Below are 22190 nucleotides of genomic sequence, written 5' to 3' on the forward strand. Positions count from 1 at the left end.
GCCAAATACGATTTCAGGAAAATCATTCTAACGTCGTCGGAGTAGTCCGCTTCTGGCCGGTCGCAGCCAACGTTTCTTCAGCTATTCAAAGTTATCCGCAAGGCGACTACTGATATACGACCAGCACGTAGTGATTCAGGCGTGCAGCTCGCTGATAGAAGTCGTTGATTTTTCTAAAGGATGGGACGAGAAATTGCTCAAGCACCTGGTCGGGCTCAGTTTCCCAATCCATGCCACCGACTTCAAATCTAGCCATCTCCTTTCGGTCAAACTGCTTTCGAAGCGCAGTGAGATCGAACTTCGCAAACGAGACCGCCAGCAGTTTGACTTCATCGGGCCGAAATACTCTTGCAGCACCAAGTCCAAAGTTCAACGACGGCTCTCGTTCATTCGCGGCCCCGCGCCCCTCGATTGCCTTTAAAAGTGAATCAGATTCCTGGGTATCTGGGGGGCAGCCGAGTTCTTCAATTGACTTTGCGACCAGTTGCTTGAACTCTTCTCGCGATGCTTTTTGGTCTACGTCCTTGTCACGCGCCCGTCCCCACGCCGCTTCATGGCACTTTTCAACGCGCTTCTTTGGCGAAGTAAGCCAAGACAAAATTTCCCAGTCCTTGTCATTGTCGATCATGCTCGCCTTTGCAAATCTTGGATCGCTGTGGATATTCCAAACAAGAGCTGGCGTTGCCTTCAACGTGGCGAGTTGAGTTGCATCTACATCGAGATAATAAGCTACGATTCCCATCAAATTTCCGTTTCAAAAGTCGGAGAGTTTTCGCTCCATTTTTCATACAACTTAGCATCTGTAACGCTAATTCATCGAACTTCTGCTCTTGGCCGATTGTACGCGGTCGCATCGGGCCGGCCGGCGTATTACGCACCAGGAAGTGTACTCAATTTGTTTAGGAGATTCTGTATTGCCGCGAGGTGCCTGCTCATAAATTGTTGGAAGTAGTCAGTTCCGCTTTTCGAAAATTCCCGATATTGGGGGGCTTTTAACGCGTCGCGCTCAATCAAGACCTTCGCATATTCAATGAATCCCTCTGACGAATCAATTCCCATTGCATGCGCCGGATCTATGACTGTTGGGAGCAGTTTTTCCATGAGTTGCGGACGTTAAATTGCAATCTCACATGCCATGCCAAGGAATCCGCAAAATGCAGCTTCCGCGCTATAGCTGGTTTGGTACGTCTCAAACTCGCTGACGACGTCGTCATCGGTGAAACCAGAGCCTGTAGTTGCGTGGGCGAGGAGATCGCTGCGCCTTGTGCGAATAGTCATACTTAGAAGTCTCGTTCATGGAAAAACCAGCGATAAGAGCGTAACTTGCATGATGCTCAGACAGCCGCATCTGGCCGTTAAGGCACGTCTCATGTTTTCATGGTTCGATGATCTGGATCGATGGAGAATGGGTTAGTGCCTCGTCAATGAACAATCGCAGCGCCACTGAGGCAATCTCCCGATTCACCAGGTGGTCGACAAAATAGAATCCGTCCGATTCAACCGCGTAGTTGTAAATCTCAGCCATAGCAGAGCGCTCGATTGGGCTCGGTAACTTTCTGAACAATGCCGACGGTTCGAAGTCCATCGGCATGGCAAACTTAATTTTGTACTCAATTCCCACGAACACTCATCCTTATGATGCTTCCTAAATCATCTACAAAGGCTGGTCTTGGCTGCCCCAGACGCGCTGCGTTGCCTGCTACACTGTTGCGATTTCGACAAATACCAGGAATGCCGGGACATGATACCAACGCTTGAGGAACGCTATCGTGGTTGCCTGCTTGGTCTGGCCTGCGGGGATGCCGTGGGGACGACGGTGGAGTTTATGCCGCGCGGGTCGTTTGTGCCGGTGAAGGACATGCGCGGCGGCGGGCCGTTCGGGCTGGCGCCGGGCCAGTGGACGGACGATACGTCGATGGCGCTGTGCCTGGCCGAGAGCCTGCTGACCAAGGGCGGCTTCGATGCGCATGACCAGATGGCGCGCTACCTGAACTGGTGGCAGTGGGGCTACCTGAGTTCGACCGGCGAGTGTTTCGATATCGGCATGACGGTGCGGCAGGCGCTATCGCGCTTCCAGGCCAACGGCGATCCCTTCGCCGGTTCCAGCGATCCGCAGTCGGCGGGCAACGGTTCCCTCATGCGACTGGCGCCGGTGGCGCTGTTCTTCCATCCATCCGAGTCGGACGTGCTGGAGTTCTCGGCATTGAGTTCGCGCACCACGCATGCGGCGTCGGAGGCGGTGGAGTGCTGCCGCTTGTTTGGCCTGTTATTGTCGCGCGCATTACAAGGCATGCCGCGCGATGCACTGCTCGATGTCGGCGCGGCAGGCTTCGCGGAAGTGAAAGTGGCGCAGCTCGCGGATCGCGCGTATGCGGGCAAAGGCATAGGCGACGTGACGGGGTCGGGCTACTGCGTGGCCTCGCTGGAGGCGGCGTTGTGGTGCTTCGCCAAGCACGATGATCTCGAATCGACTATTCTGGCGGCTGCCAACCTTGGCGATGATGCCGACACCACGGCGGCAATCGTCGGCCAACTGGCGGGGGCATACTACGGCGCCAGGCACATTCCCGCCGCCTGGCTGGACCAGCTTCACATGCGGGATGACATTGAATCGATGGCGAGCGCCCTGTTGCGGCGCGCTGCGGAAAGGCATTGAATGAGCGAGCAATACAAGCATATCGTGAAACGCCAGCAGGCCGAGGAGGCGCAAGGTACCTTCTCGCATCCATGGAACCCCGCCTCTGAAATCACCGGCTCGCAGCTGGCGCGCATGGCGGGGCTGAAGCGCAGCATGGTCAGCATCGGGCGCCTGAAGCCGGGCAAGGAGTCGTTTGCCTACCACCTGCACCATAACGAAGAAGAGTGGATCTACATCCTCTCCGGCCAGGGCGTAGCGCATATCGACGGCGAGGATTACACGCTGGAGGCGGGCGACTTTGTCGGCTTCCCGACGCCGTCCAAGGCGCACCAGCTGATCAACCGTGGCAGCGAGGACCTGGTCTACCTGATGGGCGGCGAGGACTTGCCGTGCGAGGTGGCGGATTTCCCGGCGCTGGACCGGCGCATGGTGCGCACCGGTGACAAGATCAAGATCTATAAGCTGTCCGAAGGCCAGGAATTCGGCCCGCTATGAGCTTCGAGGCGGAAATTGCGGCGGCGCGCACGCGCATGGCGGCGGGCGAGCTGGAGGCGGCCCTGCGGCACCTGGAGCGCGCCCACGTGATCGGGCAGCTGCAGGTGTGGCCGCATGTGCTGTCGCATTGGCTGATGCTGAAGATCGAAGTGCGGCGCGGGCGTCCGCTGGCGGTGCTGGGGCAACTGGTGCGCATTGTGCTCGGCGCGCTGGGTTCGGCGGTCGGCGTGGTGCCGACCGGGAATACCGGCGGCAGCGATATCAGCATGTTCAAGCGCTTGCCGGTGCCGCCCGATTTGCAGGATGAGATCGACCAGGCGGGCAAGCCGCCTTCGTCCTGACTTAACGCGAGGCGTCGAGCGATTCGGCGCCCGTCATCAGCGATTCCACGGCGCGCTCGAACAGCGGCGCGTATTCCAGCGGCCGCAGGCTGCCTTCGCGCAGGGCCGCCAGCAAGGCGGCGCGCGAATACACCAGCGGGGTTGGCGAGCCGCTGGCGGTGAACAGGAAGCCGGCATTGCGTGCTGCCACCGCGTCCAGGCGCAGCGGCATATAGTTTTCGCCGGATAGCAGTTCAAAGCCGTTGCCGGCGCGCGCCCACTGCAGCCAGTCCTCGTCGTGGGCGGCGGAGGACAGGGCGGGGTCGGGCTGCACCGCGACCTGCTGGCCGTGCAGCGCAAACTCCGCGCGGAAGTGGCTGTGGCCGGGCAGCGCAGCGGCAGTAGCGGCCGCACCTGCATCGGCGCCACCGGCATCGCGCGCCGCCAGCGCCTGCGCCACCGTGGCGCCCAGGCGCTCGCGCAAGGCGGCGATGCCCAGGCGCGGCGTGGTGGCCGGTGGCAGCTTGTTCGACATTACATCCATATGCAGCGACACCAGCTGGTCCAGCGCCGCCTGCGCGGTCGCTTCCGGCATGCCGATCATGGCCAGGCCGGCTCGCAACTGGCGCCCAAGCCCGGGTAGCATCTTCATCAGCGCGGCGCGCTCCTCCGGCAGCATCTTCTCCTGCCCGCTCCACACCAGCTCCGGCAGCAGCTGGCTGTGGTCAGGCTCGCGCCCCTGCGTGTGCGCCATCACCTGGGCCCAGGTGCCGCTGATGAAGTCCACCATGCGGCGGTCGATGCTGACCGTTTCCAGTTGCCCGCGCAGGGCGTCGGCGATGGCCGCCACCTGTGGCGCCACCTGTACCGCGCGCTCGAACGCCGGCATGCAACGGCGCACCGCCGGCTCGCACTCGCGCAGCAGGCCGGCCAGGAAACCGTCGAACTCCAGTTCGGCGTCGGCGAATACCGCCGGGTCGTGCTCGTACTGCTGCAGCACGCGCTCGACCAGGCGCTGCACCTCGCCTTGTAGCGGCTGCAGCAAGGGCGAGTCGGCACCGATGCCGGCGGCGGCGGAGCCGATCCGGTCCAGCAGGCGGCGCACCGGATGGTGGGCGTTTTGCAGCACCGACTGGTCTTGCAGGGCGGCGCGCAGGAAGGGCGTATGCAGGCGGCACAACTGCGTGCGCAGCGGCGGCGGCAGCAGCTCGTCGTTCAGGATGAATTCGAACAGCATGCCGGCCAGTTCCGCCACCACGCGTTGCGGGCCGGGCGGCAGGCCGCTCAGGCGTTCGCGCAGGGCCAGCGGAGCGTGGGAGGCTTGCGCGGCGGCGGCGTGCTCGCTTTGCAGCTGGCGCAGGGCGCCATCGATCTGCAGCGGCGCCGGCGCCTGCGCCGGGCGCGCGCCGCGCCGCATGCCGGCCGGGTTGAACAGGCTAAACACCAGCTCCTGCAATTCCTGGTTGGGCTCCACGTGCTGGCGTACCGCGCCCAGGGCTGCCACGCGGCGGCGCATGGCCTGGTCGGCGTCGGCCAGGCCGGCGGCGGCGCGCTGCCAGTCGCGCCGTTCGCGCTCGCGCCGGCCCAGCGCGGAAGGGCGGGCCAGCAGGCGGGAACGGATGCCGCGCGATTCGAACACTTCGCGCAGGCGGGTGTAGAAGTCGCCCAGCTCCGCCGTCATCGTCTGCGACAGGGTGTCGAACAGCAGCTTGCTGTGCGCCTCCTCCTCCACCATGGAATGCAGCGCGTCGTACAGGGTGCGCGCCAGCAGGTAGGGCCGGAACGGGTTCTCGCGCTCGCGCACTTCGCTGTCGCCGTGCATCTGGGCGATGATCAGGTTCAGGTGGCCGAGACTCAGTTCGTCGGCGTCGCGCAGGCGCAGCAGCAGGCGCTCCACCTCGATCTGGCGCGTCATCACGTCGTCGTCGACCAGGGTCAGGGTGTCGGCGCGGAAGTCGTGCAGGCCGGTGCGCAGGTCGGTGTGCATGGTCTGCATGGCGCGCGCCAGCAGGCTGGCATAGGCGCGCTCCATGCGTGCGCGCAGCGTGGCGCCCTGCTCGCGCAGGAATACGCGGCAGGCGGCGGCGCCGCGCTGGTCGGCAGCGGGCGCGGTGCGCACGGCTTCGCCCAGGACCTCGTCGGCGCGGTCGGTCATGCGCCGGCACAGGGTGGTGAACCCGGTCTGGGCTTCTTCAATGGCGAGTGCAAGCACCCGTTTCAATGTTTGCATAGGACTCGATTCTATCCAAATGTTGCATCAAAAAGGGGTAATTTGAAGAAAGATTATGTGTCAAAATGTACATTTGAATGGAGTTTTTTACATGCGTTTAGCATTGATGGCGGCAGCAATGTGCGCTGCGGCGTCGGCGCAGGCCGATGTTTCGCTGGTGGCGGCGATGAAAGAAAAGGCGCTGTTGTCGGTAAATGGCGGCGCGCCGCGCACGTTCGCGGTGGGCGCGACCCTGCCGGACGGCAGCAAGCTGGTGGCGGTGAGCCCGGAATCGGCGACGCTGGAGGATAAAGGCAAGCGCTACACGGTGCGCCTGGGCGAGTTTGCCGCAGCGGGCGGGGGCACTCCCGCCAACGCGCTGGTGCTGGCGCCGGACGCCAACGGCCATTTCTCGGTGGTGGGCGAAATCAACGGCAATCCGGTGAAGATGCTGGTCGATACCGGCGCCTCGCTGGTGTCGATTCCGGCGCCGATGGCGCGCCAGTTCGGCATCGACTACCGCCTCAAGGGCCGCCGCGCCTTCTCGCAAACCGCGGCCGGCCCGGCGGAGGTGTGGATCGTCAAGCTTGACCGCGTGCGCGTCGGCGAATTCGAGTTCGCCAATGTGGAAGCCTCGATCAACGAGGCCGGCCTACCGGTGGTCCTGCTCGGGAACTCGGTCCTCAAGCGCCTTGATATGAAGACGGAGTCGGGGATGCTGACGCTGTCCAAGCGTTTCTAGCGTACAGCGCGGCCAGCACGTCGGACTGCGTCACGATGCCGGCGAAACGGTCCTCGTGGTCCAGCACGGGAATGTGGTGGAAGCCGGAATCGGCCATCAGCGGCACCAGCTCGGTGATCGGGGTGTCGACGTTGGCGGTGCGCGGCTGGCGCACCATGATTTGCCCCACCACTTCCGGCTTCTCCGAGTGGCTGGTGCCGGACGGGCGCAAAAACTCCCGCAACTGGCGCCGCATGCCGTGGTAGTCGTCCAGGCCGCCGTGCGTCATGAAGTCGCTGGTGGTGACGATGCCGATCACGCGCCGCACCCGGTTCAGCACCGGCAACGCCGCCACGCGGTGCTTGCGCATTTCGCGCCAGGCCTCGGCCAGCGGGGTGGCGAATTCCGCCGTCACCACATCTTTCGACATGATGTCGCCGCAGGTGATGATGCCGAAGCGGCGCTGGTAGGCGCGCTCCTCGGTTTTCAGGAACAGGGCTTGCAGGTCGTCGCGGCTGATATCCAGCACCTGGTTGTACTGGCGCAGCACGGCGTCCAGGTCTTCCGGCTGGAAGCCGAAGCGCGCCGTTGGCGCCGCGTCGTTGGTCGCATGCGGGTGCGGCTGGGCCGGCTGCTGCTGGTGCGGGTAGCGGCGCCCGCTCAGGTTGTTGTAGACCATGGCGGCCAGCACCATCAGCACGCAGTCCAGCAGCACCGGGCCCAGGGCGAAGCGGTAGCCCAGCGCATGCACGGCGGGCCCGCCGATCACCATCATCAGGGCGGTGGCGCCGCCGGGCGGATGCAGGCAGCGCAGCGCGAACATGGCGGCAATGGCCAGCGGCGTGGCCAGGGCGGCCGCCAGCGGGCCGGCGCCCAGGTACTGCACGCAGGCCGCGCCCATCAGGCCCGACACCACATTGCCGCCGATGACGGACCAGGGCTGGGCCAGCGGGCTGGCGGGAAGGCAGAACAGCAGCACGGCGGAGGCGCCCATCGGCGCCACCAGCCAGATGGCGTGGTCGCCCAGCAGGTAGTGCGCGACCGCGCTGGTCAGGGCCAGGCCGAGCAGGGCGCCGGCACTGGCGCGCAGGCGTTCGCGTTGGGAAGTATTGCTGCGCGCGGGGAGGAGGGAGGTGAGCCAGGATTTCAGCATTCCGCCATTATCCCACGGCCGCGCCAGGCTTTCAGGCGCCCGCGCCGTGCGACACCAGGTCCAGCGGCAGGCTGGTGGTGTACTTGATCTGTTCCATTGAAAACGCCGAGGACACCCCGGTGAGCTGGGCCGCCTTGATCAGCTTCTTGTAAAAACGGTCATACCCTTCGATATCGGTGGTCACCACCTTCAGCAGGTAATCGACATCGCCGCTCATGCGGTGGAATTCCTGCACCTCCGGCAGCGCCACCACGGCGGCGGCAAACTTGGCCAGCCACTTCTCGTCGTGCTGGCTGGTGCGCACGCTGACGAAGACCGTCACCGGCAAGCCCGCCTTGCGCCGGTTGACGATGGCGACGCGGCGGTCGAAATAGCCATCCTCCTCCAGCCGCTTCAGGCGCTTCCAGCACGGCGTGGTCGACAAGCCCACCTTTTCCGCCAGCTCGGCGACCGAGAGCGTGCCGTCCACCTGCAGCGCACCGAGGATGGCGTAGTCAAAGCGGTCGAGATCGTTCATTTTTGTTTATATCGATATTTGGAATGCTTATTCTACATTGGGACGAGTTTGGGGTAATTTTGGCATAAGCGATTCGGCTCCATTTCGTACACTATTTAGCATGAGCAAAGAAATTTACCTCGACGGAAATGCCACGACCTGCGTGCTGCCGGCTGCCATCGACGCGGCGGTTCAGGCCATGCGTGACTGTTTCGGCAATCCCAGCAGCACCCACGCCACCGGCCTCAAAGCCAAGGCCATGATGGACACGGTGCGCCAGCGCGCCAAACGCCTGCTGGGCGTGGGCGGCGGCCGCATCATGTTCAATAGCGGCGCCACGGAAGGCATCCAGACCGCCGTGCTATCCGCCCTGTGCGCGCTGCGTGAACGGCGCGAGCGCGGCGAGAGCATCGGCCGCCTGCTGGTCTACGGCGCCACCGAGCACAAGGCCGTGCCGGAAGCGCTGGCGCACTGGAACCGCCTGCTGGGACTGCAGCTCGAACTGAAAAAACTGGCGGTGGACGGCGACGGCCGCCACGACCTGGATGCCCTGCGCGCGCTGGCGCCGCAGGCCGCCTTTGTCTGTACCATGGCGGCGAACAATGAAACCGGTGTGGTAAGTGACCTGGCCGGCATTGCCGCCGCCCTGGAAGGCAGCCAGGCCCTCTGGATGGTCGATTGCGTGCAAGGCCTGGGCAAGCTGGCGCTGGACCTGGGGGATACGCGCATTGATTACGCGCCGTTCTCCGGCCACAAGCTGTACGCGCCGAAAGGCATCGGCATGCTGTATGTGCGCGAAGGCGCGCCGTACACGCCGCTGGTGATGGGCGGCGGCCAGGAAGCCGGCCTGCGTTCCGGCACCGAAAACATGGCGGGCATCGCCGCCCTGGGCGCCGTGCTGGCCGCGCTGGAGGAGGGCGACACCTTCCGCTCGCCGGCCGAACTGCACGGCTTCCGTGAAAAGCTGGCGGCCAGCCTGCGCAAAGCCTTGCCCGGTATCGTGTTCAACGCGCCGTTTGAAAAGGCGCTGCCGACCACCCTGAATTTCTCCGTCCCCGGCCTGTCGAGCAAGGAGCTGCTGGACGTGTTCGACGCCGCCAATGTGCGCGTCAGCGCCGGCAGCGCCTGTTCCGCCGCCAAGGCCGCGCCAAGCTATGTGCTGGACGCCATGGGCCTGCCGGCCTGGCGCAGCAGCAGCGCCGTGCGCATGTCCTTCGGCCCGCTGGCCAGCGCGGAAGTCATCAACGAAGCCTGCGCCCGCATCGAACGTTGTGGCCAGGCGCTGCGCGAGGCCGGCATGCTGGACACGCCGACCTCCGGCGCCAGTGTGCCGGAAGGCGTGCTGCAACTGAGCCTGGGCGGCAACCATAGCTGGCTGCTGCTGGACGCCGCCACGCGCCAATGCATCGCGATCGACCACCAGGCCGAACTGGCCGAACGCATCGACAGCCTGCTGCGCAGCCACGGCTACCAGCTGGCCGCACGCCTTACTACGCGCGACGGCGAAGGCTGGGCGGCAGCGGGCGACAGCATCGCCTTCGGCCCGCACACGCTGCGCCGGGTGGCGCTCGCTGGCGGGCGGTACGCCTACCTGCTGTGTAGCGGCGAGAAAGTCGATTACGCCTTCACCGGCCTGGCACCGCTGGCCGCCCTGGAAGGCCGGGTGCCGGCCGACGCCCTGCTCTGCGCCGGGCGGGAAGAGGTGAATGCCTGTTGCACCAGTCTGCGCGCCGAAGCGCAAGCCGCAGCCATCAGCACCGACGTCAACCTGGACAGCGTCACGCTGGCCCGCCTGCTGGCAGCGCACCCGAACGCCGTGCTGGTCGATGTGCGCGAAGCCTATGAGCAGGCGGCCTGCATCCCGGGCGGGCGCCGCGCGCAAAGCGTGCCCCTGAGCCGCCTGGCCGCGTTTGTGCCGGCCTGGCTGGGCGCCGCCGAACAGGCGCCGCTGGTGTTCTTCTGCCGCAGCGGCAACCGCAGCGCCAAAGCCGCGCAATGCCTGCGCCGCCTTGGCTACCGCCAGGCCTACCATCTGAGCGGCGGCATCGCCCTCGCCGCGCCGGGGCTGGCCCTGGCAGCCTGACACCAAGTTTGAAAGTTGTATCCTGTTTGCGGCGGCCCTCGGGTCGCCGTTTTTTTGTCGGAAAACTTTACAGCGGGTCGCGCGTCAATTTCAAAAAGCTAGACAAATCATAACGTTACTATGCTGGCATGTTAATTGCTTTATAGTAAAAACTGTTTAATTTTGGATATAAGTTAATGAAATTCCGTACCACCCTCCTGGCCCTCATGCTGGCCGCACCAACCGCTTTCGCCGCGCCAATCACCATCAGCAAGACCGAAACCATCACCGGCTCCCATCAAGGCTTCAGCTTCTCGCTGGGCGGCCTGCCGGCCGCCGGCAAGCAAGCCAAGTTCAGCGTTGTGCTGAACGGCGACTACACCACCGGTGTGACCTCGGAATTCGCGACCCTGGTACTGGAAGGCTTTGGCCCGCTCAAGCTGGGCGGCGCGTGGGACAATGCCAAAGGTGTTGCCCTCAACAACGTGGCCGGCCTGAGCGTGGACAGCTACACCGTCACCAACCTTGGTCACAGCGACGATATCCAGCGTTCCTGGGTATTCAGCCTGACCGACAGCCTGTTCAAGACTTTTGCCGCTGACAAGACGTTCAACTTCACCGTCCAGAACAGCGCGCAAGTCAACAATTACAAATATGCGGGTTCCGACTTCGTCAGCGCAAGCCTGAAGTTCGAGCCAGTCCCTGAGCCGACCTCGCTGGCCCTGTCCGGCCTTGGCCTGGCCCTGGTCGCCCTGGCCCGCCGCCGCCGCAAATCCGCGTAATCGGACGTAGCTAAAGAATCGGGGTCAGGTCTGGCAATCGGACAAACTATGCGCTTCGCGCATAGTTTGTCCGATTGCCAGACCTGACCCCGATTTGTTTTTAGAGCTTCATTTCCAGCATGGCGCGGAAGACGACGCTGGTGGGGTTGATGCTGGTGTCGCTGCGGCGGTTCAGGCCTTCGACGTAGGTCGATTGCGACAGGTTGTCCTGGTGCAGCATATTGGAGGCGGAGACGCGCAACTGGGTCTTCGGCGTGAACTTCCACAGGCCGTACATGTCGAGCGCGCGCTTCGGTACCGAGTAGGCATATTGCTTGTCGGAGATGCGCACTTCGCCGCCGCCCTGGTAGCTGTAGGAGCCGCCGACGGTCAGCGGCATGCTGTCCAGCTTCCAGTCGGCGCCGACGGTGCCGCTGATCGGCACTTGCTGGTCGAGGCGGTTGTTCGGGCCGGGCACGGTGTCGAGCTTGGACCAGCTACGCGTCAGGTTGGCGCGCATTTCCACGCCCGGCGCGTCCTTCATCAGCGAGCGCAGCGGCAGCTTGGCTTCCAGTTCGATGCCGTAGGTGTCGGCGTTGCCGGCATTGACCGGGCGCGAAACGTAGGCGCCGTCGATCAAGTCCACGCGGCGGCGCGTCACGTCGTCGATGCGGCGGGCGTAGGTGCTGGCGGTCAGCAGGCCGCCGCCTTCGCCCAGGAAGTGCTCGTACGCCAGGTCCAGGCCCCAGGCCAGTTCCGGCTTCAGGTCCGGGTTGCCCATGAAGTCGGGAGTGGTGGCGGTGTTGTTGTTGGCGGTGAAGCGGCGCGGGATCAGGTCGCCCACGTTGGGCGCCTTGTAGGTGCGGGTCAGGCCGAGGCGCACCTGGTCCTTCTTCTTTTCACCCAGCTTGTACAGGGTCTGGAATAGCGGGCTCAGGACGCTGGAGTTGCTGTCCACGCTGCCGAAATCGCTGCCGCTGCTCTTGATGTTCACCCCTTCCCAGCGCAGGCCGAAGTAGACCGACCAGCGCTCGCTGACATTCCATTCATCCTGCACATACGCGGCGACGCGGGTGACGTCGGCGGCGAACACCTCGTCCAGGTTCTTCGGCAGCTTGGACAGGTCGGCCGGCACCGGCGTGCCATCCGGGCCGGGCAGCGGCGGCGCGCGGAAGTAGGTCTCGCGCTGGATGCGGTCCTCATCGCGCTTGCTGTAGCCGATGTCCCAGCCGGTGGCCAGGGCGTGGCCCGGGATCAGCGGGCTGGAGTATTTGCCGGTGGTGGTGAAGCCCTTGTCGCTGGCCGACGAGTCGACGCGGCGGCTGCGCTCCCACTCCTTGCCGCTCTGGCGGTTCGGCACTTCGCTGCTGCGCTGGTTGTAGTTGGCGCCCAGCTTGAGGTCGAGCTTGGCGCCGTCGGCCAGCGGGTGCGCCCAGCTCAGGTCGGTGCGGAACATTTCCGCTTGCGAGCGGATGTCCTGGTCCAGGCTGCTGAACATCGGGTCGAGGCCGGCAATGGTCTGGATGCGCTCGGTGTTCGTGCCCCGGAAACGGTTGACCGCGATGAAGGTTTGCGAGGTGATCACGTCGCCCGGCTTGATCGCGTAGTTCACGCGCGGTGCAATATTGAAGTTGCGGAACCAGCCGCGGCTGCCGTTTTCGCCCCGGTGCAGCAGCGCTTCCGTGCCGCTCGCCTCGGTGATGCTGCGCGCCGTGCGGTCGAAGTCGTTGTGCAGGAAACCGCCGCCAATCGAGTAGGACCAGGGGCCCTTGCGGTCGGACATCTGCAGGTTGACGCTGACGCCGGGCTTGCCGTTATCGGTCTGCAGGCCGGTCTTTATTTCAGTCTGGGCGGTGGTGATGGCCCGCTTCAGGACGATGTTGATGGCGCCGGCAATGGCCTGGGTGCTGAACTCGGCGGTGGCGGCGCGCATCACTTCGACGCGCTCGATCATGTCCGGCGTCAGCGAATCAAGCGAGAAGCCCGGTGGCGCCGGTTCGCCGTTCAGCATGATGGAGGTGTAGCCGGCGCCCAGGCCGCGCATGCGGATCGCACCGCCGCGGCCCTGCACGCCGTCCACGGTGACGCCGGGCAGGCGCTTGAGCACTTCGCCAATGCTGGTGTCGCCATTCTTCAGGATTTCCTCCTGCGTCACCACGATCTTGGTGGCGGTGTCGTTGCGGCGGATGTCCATGGCCGCGCTGCCCTTGACTTCCACTTTCGGCATTACTTTCTCCGGGGCGGGCGCGGCCGGTTCCTGGGCGTAGGCGGTGTTCAGGGCTTGCACGATCAACAGCAGGGGCAGGGCGATTTTCTTCATACAAATAGCGATGGCTTTTCTTGGAAACGCGACAGGATACACCGGAGCGCAGCCTGTCCGTTCAGTTAGGGGGACCTGGATACAAATACATAACATGGCTCGAGGTTGGCACTGTACAGAGTGGCAACTGTTTCCATGAGTCAAATGCGACAGACGGTCATTTTCACGGGATGAGCTGCAATGTTCGCAAGCGAACAGTACGCTGCCGTGCGCCTGCATAACATTGCTTGGAACATACTGCCTGTCTGCGCGGCAGCGCCAAGAATAACGCGAGGCCTCCCTTGAAAGAGCATCATTATTTATGGCCGGCAGCAACTGCCGGCTTCAAGGAATCGGAGTCGGGCTCCCTGCAGCAGGGGGGCGAAGACGATGATTCACCGCTCCGTGCGGAGCTGTTCAGTGCGCAGCAAATGGAACACCATGGCCGGGCGCTGGCCGCCAGCCATGCGCTGAGCCCGCGCGGCGGCGGCGACCGCCTGCTGGCGCGCCTGAGCGAAAATGCCGCGCTGATCAGCTCGACCTGCGAGGGCCTGACCGAGGCGGTGAAGGAAGGGCGCCAGGTGACGCCGGCGTCCGAGTGGCTGCTGGATAACTTCTACCTGATCGAAGACCACATCCGCACCGCGCGGCGCCACCTGCCCAAGGGCTATAGCAAGGAATTGCCGCGCCTGGCGCAAGGGGCGCCCGAGGGCACGCCGCGCGTCTACCAGATTGCACTGGAAATCATTGCCCACGGCGACGGCCGCGTCGATCCCGAAAGCCTGTGCCGGTTCGTCGAGGCCTACCAGGAGCAGGCCACCCTCAAGCTGGGCGAGCTGTGGGCCATCCCCATCATGCTGCGCCTGGCGCTGATCGAGAACCTGCGGCGGGTGGCGGCGCGCGTGGCGGAGAACCGCTTCCAGCGCGACCTGGCCAACAGCTGGGCCGACCAGATGATCGAGATCGCGGACAAGAACCCGAGCGGCTTGATCCTGCTGGTCGCCGATATGGCGCGCTCGGAGCCGCCCATCACCAGTGCCTTCGTGGCCGAGCTGGCGCGCCGCCTGCAGGGCCAGAGCCCGGTGCTGACCCTGGCGCTGAACTGGATCACCTACCGCCTGGCGGAGTCGGGCCAGACCATCGAGCAGCAAATCCAGGCCGAGATCCATATGCAGGCGGCGGAGCAGGTCTCGATCGCCAACAGCATCGGCAGCCTGCGTTTCCTCGGCACGATGGATTGGCAGGAGTTTGTCGAAACCATGAGCGTGGTGGAGCAGGTCTTGCGCCAGGATCCCTCGCGCACCTATTCCGACATGGACTTTTCCACGCGCGACCAGTACCGCCACTGCGTCGAGCGCATGGCGCGCTACTCGCCGGCCAGCGAACAGGAGGTGGCGCAGCAGGCGCTGGCGCTGGCGCAAGCGCGCGCCGGCGACCACGACGCGCGCCTGCACCATGTCGGCTACTACCTGGTGGGCGAGGGCGCCTTGCTGCTGGAGCGCCAGGTGGGCGTGCGCCTGCCGCCTTTGCGTTCGCTCAAGCGCACCTTGCGCACCGCGCCGCTGCTGTCCTACCTTGGCGCCATCGGCGCGCTGTCGGTGATCGCCACCGCCCTGATGCTGGAGCGCGCCTGGCGCGACGGCGTGGCGCCGTGGGCCCTGCTGGTGCTGGCCATCCTCGGCCTGATGGGCAGCAGCCAGCTGGCGCTGGCCCTGGTGAACTGGGCCGCCACCCTGTTTGTGGAGCCGCGCCCGCTGCCGCGCCTGGACTTCCGCCACGGCGTGCCGCCCGATGCGCGCACCATGGTGGTGGTGCCGACCCTGCTCTTCAGCCGCGAAAACGTGGACGAACTGTGCGAGCAGCTGGAAGTGCGGTTCCTGGCCAACCGCGACCCCAACCTGCGTTTCTGCCTATTGACCGATTTCGCCGACGCGCCGGAGGAAAGCCTGCCCACCGATGCGGCGCTGACCGAGCGCGCCGCCGCCAATATCGCGCGCCTCAACCTCAAATACACGGAGCCGGGCGCCGCCGCGCCCTTCCTGCTGCTGCACCGGGCGCGCCGCTGGAACCCGGCCGAGCGGGCCTGGATGGGCGAGGAGCGCAAGCGCGGCAAGCTGTCGGACCTGAACCGCTTCATGCGCGGCGGCGCGGCGCACGCCTTCGCGCTGGTGGTGGGCGAGATCGACGACCTGGCGTCCTTCAAGTACGTGATCACGCTGGACAGCGATACCCAGCTGCCGCGCGACGCGGCGCGCCAGTTCATCGCCACCATGCGCCACCCGCTCAACCTGCCGCGCGTCGACCAGCGCCTGCGGCGCGTGGTGGCCGGCTACGGCATCCTGCAGCCGCGGGTGGCGGTCAGCCTGCCCAGCCGCGACGCCTCGCGCTACGAAAAGCTGTGCGGCGGCGAGCCGGGCATCGACCCCTACACGCGCACCGTGAGCGACGTGTACCAGGACGTGTTTGCCGAAGGCTCCTTCATCGGCAAGGGCATCTACGATATCGACGTGTTCGAGCAGGTGCTGGGCGAGCGCTTGCCGGACAACCGCATCCTCAGCCACGACCTGCTGGAAGGCTGCTACCTGCGCGCCGGTCTGCTGAGCGACGCGCAGCTGTACGAGCATTACCCGGCGCGCTACCGCGACGACATCAGCCGGCGCCAGCGCTGGATGCGCGGCGACTGGCAGCTGCTGCCATGGCTGCTGCGCAAGGTGCCGCTGCGCGGCGGGCGGCGCGAGCCCAACCCGCTGTCGGCCCTGTCGCGCTGGAAGCTGTTCGACAACCTGCGCCGCAGCCTGGTGGCGCCGGTGCTGACCGTCTCGCTGCTGATGGCCTTCGCCGCCTTGCCGCACCCCTGGTTCTGGACCGGCGCGGTGCTGGCCATCATCTTCCTGCCGCCGCTGGCCAGCGCGCTGGTCGACTTGCTGCGCAAGCCGGACGACACGCTGTGGAGCCAGCACTTGCCGGCCTCGCTGGAACGCAGCGGCCTGCATTTCGCGCACGCCGTGCTGACGCTGGTGTTCCTGCCGTACGAGGCGTATGTCAGCCTGGACGCGGTGGTGCGCACCGGCTGGCGTTTGCTGGTCACGCGCCGCCGCCTGCTGCAGTGGCGCGCCTCCGCCTTGTCGCGCGCCGGCACCAGCCTGGCCAGCAACTGGCGCACCATGTGGATTTCGCCGCTGCTGGCGCTGGGCGCGGGCGCCGCGCTGGCCCTGCTGCGCCCGCGCGCCTTCGAGGCGGCCCTGATCTTCCTGGTGGCCTGGGGCGCCGCGCCGCTGGTGGCATGGTGGATCAGCCTGCCCATCGCGCGCCTGCACAAGCCGCTCGACGAGGAGCAGGGCCTGTTCCTGCACAAGCTGGCGCGCAAGACCTGGCTCTGGTTCGAAACCTTTGTCGGGCCGGAAGACAACTGGCTGCCGCCCGATAATATGCAGGAGCACCCGAGCCAGGTGGTGGCGCACCGCACCTCGCCCACCAATATGGGCATGACCCTGCTGGCCAACCTGACGGCGTTCGACTTCGGCTACCTGACGGCCAGCCAGTTGGCGGCGCGCACCGCCAGCACCCTGGACAGCATGGCCCAGCTGGAGCGCCACCAGGGCCACTTCTACAACTGGTACGACACGCAGAGCATGCAGCCGCTGCACCCGATCTATATTTCGACGGTGGACAGCGGCAACCTGGCCGGCCACTTGCTGACCTTGCAGGCCGGCCTGGTGGCCGTGGGCGAGCAGCCCATCGTGCATCCGCAGCTGGCGCGCGGCCTGGCCACCACGTGCGCCCTGCTGCGCGAGGCGGCGGTGTCCGCCGGCGGCGCGGCGGCCGATGCCCTGGCGGCGCTGGAGCAGGCTATCGCGCCGCCGCCGCCGCCGCCGCAGCCGCAGCCGGCCAGCCTGCGCCAGCAGCGCGCCTGGCTGCTGCGCGCCTGCGAAGGCTGCGAGCAGTTCCTGCGCCAGTGCACGGCCCCGCTCGACCCGCAACTGGCGGCGTGGGGCGCGGCGCTGCACGGCCAATGCCGCGCCGCGCTGGATGAACTGGACGAGCTGGCGCCGTGGATCACCAGTGCGCCGCAGGACCTGTACGATTCCGTGCTGGACCGTGTGCCGACCCTGCGCGAGCTGGCCGCCTGGCCGGTGGCCGGCGCGGCGCAGAGCGACCTGGCACCGGACGAGCGCGAACGCCAGCAGCACATCGCGGCGCTGGTGGCGCAGGGCGCGGCGCGTGCGCGCGAGCGGCTGGACATGCTCAACCGCCTGTCGCACCAGGCCAACGGGTTCGCCCAGGTCGACTACGGCTTCCTGTACAACCCCACCACCAAATTGCTGGCCATCGGCTACAACCTGAGCGAGCGCCGGCTCGACGCCAGCTGCTACGACTTGCTGGCTTCCGAGGTGCGGCTGGCCAGCTTTGTCGCCATCGCCCAGGGCCAGCTGCCGCAGGAGCACTGGTTCGCCATGGGGCGCCAGCTGTGCATGGTGCACGGCCAGCCGGTGCTGCTGTCCTGGAGCGGCTCCATGTTCGAGTACCTGATGCCGCTGCTGGTGATGCCGACGTACTCCAGCACGCTGCTGGACCAGACCTACCGCTCGGTGGTGGCGGCGCAGATCGAGTACGCGCGCCAGCGCAATGTGCCGTGGGGGATTTCCGAATCGGGCTACAACACCACCGACGCCGCGCTGAATTACCAGTACCGCGCCTTCGGGGTGCCGGGCATCGGCCTGAAACGCGGCCTGGCGGAAGACCTGGTGATCGCGCCCTACGCCACCATGCTGGGGCTGATGGTCGATCCCGATGCGTCCTGCCAGAACCTGCAGAAAATGGCCGCGCTGGGCTTCATGGGACGCTACGGCTTCTACGAGGCGATCGACTACACGGCGGCGCGCCTGCCGCGCGGTCAGCAGTTCGCCATCATCAAGTCCTTCATGGTGCACCACCAGGGCATGGGCCTGCTGGCCCTGAGCTATGTGCTGAACGACCGCCCCATGCAGCGCCGCTTCGAGGCCGACCCGCTGCTGCAATCGACCCTGCTGGTGCTGCAGGAGCGCAGCCCGCGCATCGGCGCCTTCCACTCCGCCAGCGCGGAGCAGGCCTCGGTGCGCAGCGCAGTGCCGGAGCAGGCGGCGCCCATGCGTCTGCTGCACCAGCACACGCCGCCGGTGCCGGAGACGCAGCTGCTGTCGAATGGCCGCTACCATGTGATGGTGAGCAGCGCCGGCGGCGGCTACAGCCGCTGGAACAACCTGTCGGTGACGCGCTGGCGCGAAGACAGCACGCGCGACAACTGGGGCCAGTTCTGCTATGTGCAGGACGTGGAGGATGGCGCCTTCTGGTCCACCACCTACCAGCCGACCCTGGCCGAGCCGGCGCGGCTGGAGGTGATCTTCTCCGAAGGGCGCGCCGAATTCCGCCGCAGCGACCACGAGATCGAGCTGTACACCGAGATGGTGGTGTCGCCCGAGGACGATATCGAAATGCGCCGCACGCGCATCAGCAACCATTCCGACCGCCGCCGCATCATTGAGATCACCAGCTTTGCCGAAGTGGTGATGGCGCCGGCGCCGGCCGACGCCGCGCACCCGGCGTTCAGCAAGCTGTTCGTGCAGACCGAGGTGGTGCCGGACGAAAGCGCCATCCTGTGTACGCGCCGCCCGCGCGGCAAGGGTGAGCAGACGCCCTATCTGCTGCATGTGACGACGGTGCACGACGCCCAGGTCCAGCAGGTGTCGTATGAAACCGACCGCGCGCGCTTCATCGGGCGCGGCAACACGGCGCAAAATCCGCTGGCGCTGCAGAAGGCGGGCCCGCTGTCCGGCAGCCAGGGCTCGGTGCTGGACCCGGTGGTGGCGATCCGCTACCGCATTGCCCTGGAGCCGGGCCAGGTCTCGGTGATCGACGTGGCGACCGGCATGACCGACACGCGCGAGGCGGCGCAATACCTGATCGACAAGTACCAGGACCGCCACATGGCCGACCGCGTGTTCGAGCTGGCCTGGACCCACAGCCAAGTGGTGCTGCGCCAACTGAATGCCAGCGAGGCCGAGGCGCAGTTGTACGCGCGCCTGGCCAACCATGTGATCTACCCGAATGCCGCCCTGCGCGCCGAGCCGGGCATCCTGGCGCGCAACCAGCGCGGCCAGTCGGGCCTGTGGGCCTACGCCATTTCCGGCGACCTGCCGATCGTGCTGATGGAAATCCGCGACGCGGCCAATATCGAGCTGGCGCGCCAGCTGGTGCAGGCGCACGCCTACTGGCGCTTGAAAGGGCTGGTGGTGGACCTGGTGATCTGGTACGAGGACCGCTCCGGCTACCGGCAGGCCCTGCACGACCAGATCATGGGCCTGATCGCTTCCGGCCTGGATGCGCAGGCCATCGACCGCCCGGGCGGCATCTTTGTGCGGCCGACCGATGGCATTGCGCCGGAAGACCGGGTGCTGCTGCAGACGGTGGCGCGCGCCTTCCTGAGCGACGAGCGCGGCACGCTGGCCGAGCAGCTCAAGCGCGGCGTGGCGCCCACCTTGCGCATGCCGCCGCTGCTGACCGAACCGCGTCCGGAAGCGGCGCGCGATGCCGCCGCCGGCGTGCCGCTGCCGCCCGACCTGCTGCTGGCCAACGGCCTGGGCGGCTTCACCGCGGACGGCAAGGAGTACGTGATCGCCAGCGGGGCGGGGCAGCGCACGCCGTTGCCCTGGTCGAACGTGCTGGCCAACCCGCACTTCGGCAGCGTGGTGTCGGAAAGCGGCCAGGCTTACACCTGGCAAGAGAACGCGCATGAATTCCGCCTGACGCCGTGGCATAACGACCCGGTGTCGGACCTGAGCGGCGAAGCCTTCTACCTGCGCGACGAAGCCACGGGCCGCTTCTGGTCGCCCAGCGCGCTGCCCGCGCCCGGCGCCGGCAGCTACCTGACGCGCCACGGCTTCGGCTACAGCACCTTCGAGTACGCCGAGGCGGGCATTGCCAGCAGCATGACCACCTTCGTGGCGCTGGACGCGCCGGTGCGCTACACCGTGATCCGCGTGCGCAACCAGTCGGACGCCGCGCGCAAGCTGTCGGTGACCGGCTATGTGGAATGGGTGCTGGGCGATATGCGCTCCAAGTCCGGCATGCACATCGTGACCGAGATCGACCCGGTGAGCGGCGCCCTGTTCGCGCGCAACGCCTACAACACCGAGTTCTCCGGGCGCGTGGCCTTCTTCAACGCCGACGCCTCGGTGCGCACCGTGACCTGCGACCGCGCGGAGTTCATCGGCCGCAACGGCAGCCTGGCGCGGCCGGCGGCCCTGCGCCGCATGCGCCTGTCGGGCAAGGCCGGCGCCGGACTCGATGCCTGCGCCGCGATCCAGGCACCGTTCGAACTGCTGCCGGGGCAGGAGCGCGAAATCGTGTTCGTGCTGGGCATCGGCGGCCGGCGCAACGCCGACGTGACCAATGTGGTGCAGCGCCACGGCGGGCGCGGCGCCGCCATGCAGGCCCTGGCCCAGGTGACTGCGCACTGGCAGAGCGTGCTGGGCGCGGTGCAGGTGCAGACGCCCGAGCCGGAGCTCGACGTGCTGGTGAACGGCTGGCTGATGTACCAGACCATCGCCTGCCGCATGTGGGCGCGCAGCGGCTACTACCAGAGCGGCGGCGCTTTCGGCTTCCGCGACCAGTTGCAGGACGCGATGGCCATGGTGCACACGCGCCCTGATATTTTGCGCGAGCACCTGTTGCTGTCCGCCGCGCACCAGTTCGTGGAAGGCGACGTGCAGCACTGGTGGCACCCGCCGTCCGACCGCGGCGTGCGCACGCACTGCTCGGACGACTATCTGTGGCTGCCGCTCGCCGCCTGGCGCTATGTCTTCAGCACCGGCGACATGTCGGTGCTGGATGAGATGGTGCCCTACCTGGAAGGGCGTCCGGTGGCGCCGGAGGAGGACTCCTACTACGACATGCCGGCCCGCTCGGCACACTCGGGCGACTTGTACGAACACTGCGTGCGCGCCATCCGCAACGGCCTGCGTTTCGGCGCGCATGGCCTGCCGCTGATCGGCTCCTGCGACTGGAACGACGGCATGGACAAGGTGGGCGAGCATGGCAAGGGCGAGAGCGTGTGGCTGGCCTGGTTCCTGATCGACGTCCTGCAGCGCTTCGCCGAAGTGGCCGAAGGGCGCAACGACAGCGCCTTCGCCGTCGAATGCCGCGAACAGGCCACGCGGCTGGCGGCCAATATCGAAGCCAACGCCTGGGACGGCCAGTGGTACCGCCGCGCCTATTTCGACGACGGCACCCCGCTGGGCTCGGCGCAGAACGAGGAATGCCAGATCGACTCGATTTCGCAAAGCTGGGGCGTGCTGACCGGCGCCGCCGACCCGGCGCGCGTGGCCGGCGCCATGGAGCAGGTGGAAGCGCGCCTGGTACGGCGCGACTTCGGCCTGATCCAGCTGCTCGACCCGCCGTTCGACAAGGCCGACCTCAATCCCGGCTACATCCGCGGCTACGTGCCGGGCGTGCGCGAGAATGGCGGCCAGTACACCCACGCCGCCATCTGGACCGTGATGGCCTTCGCCCGCATGGGCGATGTGGAGCGCGCCTGGGAGCTGATGCGCATGATCAACCCGGTGCGGCACGGCGCCGATGCCGACAGCGTGGCGCGCTACAAGGTCGAACCGTATGTGGTGACGGCCGACGTGTACGCCGTCGAACCGCACGTCGGACGCGGCGGCTGGAGCTGGTACACCGGCTCCTCCGGCTGGATGTACCGCCTGCTGCTGGAGTCCCTGCTCGGCGTGACCAAGCGCGGCGACAAGCTGCTGCTGGCGCCACGCCTGCCTGCCGCCTGGCCCGGCTTCACCCTGCGCTACCGCCACGGCAGCAGCACCTACATCCTGCGCATCACGCGCGGCGAGCAGCGCGCCACGCCAACCGAGATCACCTTGCTGGATGACGGCGCCACCTACGAGCTCGACATCAAGGCGTAAAGTCGGGGTCAGGTCTGGCAATCGGACAAATGGTGCCTTGAGGCACCATTTGTCCGATTGTCAGACCTGACCCCGAATT

At 66.2% G+C, this 22190-nt stretch carries 13 protein-coding genes; 7 read left to right on the forward strand and 6 right to left on the reverse strand.

From position 1 onward, the window contains the following. Nucleotides 1-106: 106 nt before the first annotated feature. Both GTP41_RS21790 and GTP41_RS21795 read right to left on the reverse strand, forming a co-directional pair. Complete coding sequence (locus GTP41_RS21790; RefSeq protein WP_161027694.1) at nt 107-742, reverse strand: DUF1877 family protein; 636 nt, start codon at nt 740-742, stop codon at nt 107-109. 633 nt (nt 743-1375) lie between these two features. Beyond that, complete coding sequence (locus tag GTP41_RS21795) at nt 1376-1621, reverse strand: hypothetical protein (RefSeq protein WP_161027695.1); 246 nt, start codon at nt 1619-1621, stop codon at nt 1376-1378. A 120-nt stretch (nt 1622-1741) separates the two neighbouring features. Between GTP41_RS21795 and GTP41_RS21800 the strand changes: the two genes are divergently transcribed. The 3 genes from GTP41_RS21800 to GTP41_RS21810 are packed head-to-tail and all read left to right on the forward strand — an operon-like array spanning nt 1742 to nt 3474. Beyond that, complete coding sequence (locus GTP41_RS21800) at nt 1742-2656, forward strand: ADP-ribosylglycohydrolase family protein (RefSeq protein WP_161027696.1); 915 nt, start codon at nt 1742-1744, stop codon at nt 2654-2656. Next, complete coding sequence (locus tag GTP41_RS21805) at nt 2657-3133, forward strand: cupin domain-containing protein (RefSeq protein ID WP_161027697.1); 477 nt, start codon at nt 2657-2659, stop codon at nt 3131-3133. Continuing rightward, nucleotides 3130-3474 carry a DUF3703 domain-containing protein gene (locus GTP41_RS21810; protein WP_161027698.1) on the forward strand — a complete coding sequence of 115 codons (345 nt, stop codon included), beginning with the start codon at nt 3130-3132 and terminating at the stop codon, nt 3472-3474. The genes GTP41_RS21805 and GTP41_RS21810 overlap by 4 nt, the downstream gene beginning before the upstream one ends. Before the next feature lies 1 nt (nt 3475). Here the strand turns inward: GTP41_RS21810 and GTP41_RS21815 are convergent, their stop codons facing one another. Then, on the reverse strand, nt 3476-5683 hold the full coding sequence (locus tag GTP41_RS21815) for a DUF1631 family protein (protein ID WP_161027699.1): 2208 nt from the start codon (nt 5681-5683) through the stop codon (nt 3476-3478). 91 nt (nt 5684-5774) lie between these two features. Between GTP41_RS21815 and GTP41_RS21820 the strand changes: the two genes are divergently transcribed. Beyond that, nucleotides 5775-6404: a retropepsin-like aspartic protease family protein gene (locus GTP41_RS21820; RefSeq protein WP_161027700.1), complete on the forward strand. Its 630-nt coding sequence runs from the start codon at nt 5775-5777 to the stop codon at nt 6402-6404. On the opposite strand, the gene GTP41_RS21825 is transcribed toward GTP41_RS21820, so the two are convergent. Next, nucleotides 6346-7536: an HPP family protein gene (locus GTP41_RS21825; RefSeq protein ID WP_161027701.1), complete on the reverse strand. Its 1191-nt coding sequence runs from the start codon at nt 7534-7536 to the stop codon at nt 6346-6348. The genes GTP41_RS21820 and GTP41_RS21825 overlap by 59 nt on opposite strands. Nucleotides 7537-7567: 31 nt before the next feature. Next, entirely contained in the window at nt 7568-8053 is a 486-nt protein-coding gene (locus GTP41_RS21830; protein ID WP_161027702.1) for an Lrp/AsnC family transcriptional regulator, read from the reverse strand. Between the two features lie 100 nt (nt 8054-8153). Between GTP41_RS21830 and GTP41_RS21835 the strand changes: the two genes are divergently transcribed. Next, complete coding sequence (locus GTP41_RS21835) at nt 8154-10115, forward strand: aminotransferase class V-fold PLP-dependent enzyme (RefSeq protein ID WP_161027703.1); 1962 nt, start codon at nt 8154-8156, stop codon at nt 10113-10115. A 176-nt stretch (nt 10116-10291) separates the two neighbouring features. Continuing rightward, nucleotides 10292-10876: a PEP-CTERM sorting domain-containing protein gene (locus GTP41_RS27200; protein WP_202419838.1), complete on the forward strand. Its 585-nt coding sequence runs from the start codon at nt 10292-10294 to the stop codon at nt 10874-10876. Between the two features lie 100 nt (nt 10877-10976). Here the strand turns inward: GTP41_RS27200 and GTP41_RS21845 are convergent, their stop codons facing one another. After that, nucleotides 10977-13175 carry a TonB-dependent receptor plug domain-containing protein gene (locus tag GTP41_RS21845; protein WP_161027704.1) on the reverse strand — a complete coding sequence of 733 codons (2199 nt, stop codon included), beginning with the start codon at nt 13173-13175 and terminating at the stop codon, nt 10977-10979. A gap of 281 nt (nt 13176-13456) precedes the next feature. Between GTP41_RS21845 and GTP41_RS21850 the strand changes: the two genes are divergently transcribed. Continuing rightward, entirely contained in the window at nt 13457-22111 is an 8655-nt protein-coding gene (locus GTP41_RS21850) for a GH36-type glycosyl hydrolase domain-containing protein (protein WP_161027705.1), read from the forward strand. Nucleotides 22112-22190 lie beyond the last annotated feature (79 nt).

The organism is Pseudoduganella guangdongensis (assembly GCF_009857475.1).
In the GTDB taxonomy this organism is placed as follows: domain Bacteria; phylum Pseudomonadota; class Gammaproteobacteria; order Burkholderiales; family Burkholderiaceae_D; genus Rugamonas; species Rugamonas guangdongensis.

What these genes read in the sequence shown, in the direction of transcription:
- GTP41_RS21810 (WP_161027698.1), top strand. Translation starts at nt 3,130, where the DNA reads ATGAGCTTCGAGGCGGAAATTGCGGCGGCGCGCACGCGCATGGCGGCG.
- GTP41_RS21800 (WP_161027696.1), top strand. Translation starts at nt 1,742, where the DNA reads ATGATACCAACGCTTGAGGAACGCTATCGTGGTTGCCTGCTTGGTCTG.
- GTP41_RS21835 (WP_161027703.1), top strand. Translation starts at nt 8,154, where the DNA reads ATGAGCAAAGAAATTTACCTCGACGGAAATGCCACGACCTGCGTGCTG.
- GTP41_RS21825 (WP_161027701.1), bottom strand. Translation starts at nt 7,536, where the DNA reads ATGCTGAAATCCTGGCTCACCTCCCTCCTCCCCGCGCGCAGCAATACT.
- GTP41_RS21820 (WP_161027700.1), top strand. Translation starts at nt 5,775, where the DNA reads ATGCGTTTAGCATTGATGGCGGCAGCAATGTGCGCTGCGGCGTCGGCG.
- GTP41_RS21830 (WP_161027702.1), bottom strand. Translation starts at nt 8,053, where the DNA reads ATGAACGATCTCGACCGCTTTGACTACGCCATCCTCGGTGCGCTGCAG.
- GTP41_RS21805 (WP_161027697.1), top strand. Translation starts at nt 2,657, where the DNA reads ATGAGCGAGCAATACAAGCATATCGTGAAACGCCAGCAGGCCGAGGAG.
- GTP41_RS21845 (WP_161027704.1), bottom strand. Translation starts at nt 13,175, where the DNA reads ATGAAGAAAATCGCCCTGCCCCTGCTGTTGATCGTGCAAGCCCTGAAC.
- GTP41_RS27200 (WP_202419838.1), top strand. Translation starts at nt 10,292, where the DNA reads ATGAAATTCCGTACCACCCTCCTGGCCCTCATGCTGGCCGCACCAACC.
- GTP41_RS21790 (WP_161027694.1), bottom strand. Translation starts at nt 742, where the DNA reads ATGGGAATCGTAGCTTATTATCTCGATGTAGATGCAACTCAACTCGCC.
- GTP41_RS21815 (WP_161027699.1), bottom strand. Translation starts at nt 5,683, where the DNA reads ATGCAAACATTGAAACGGGTGCTTGCACTCGCCATTGAAGAAGCCCAG.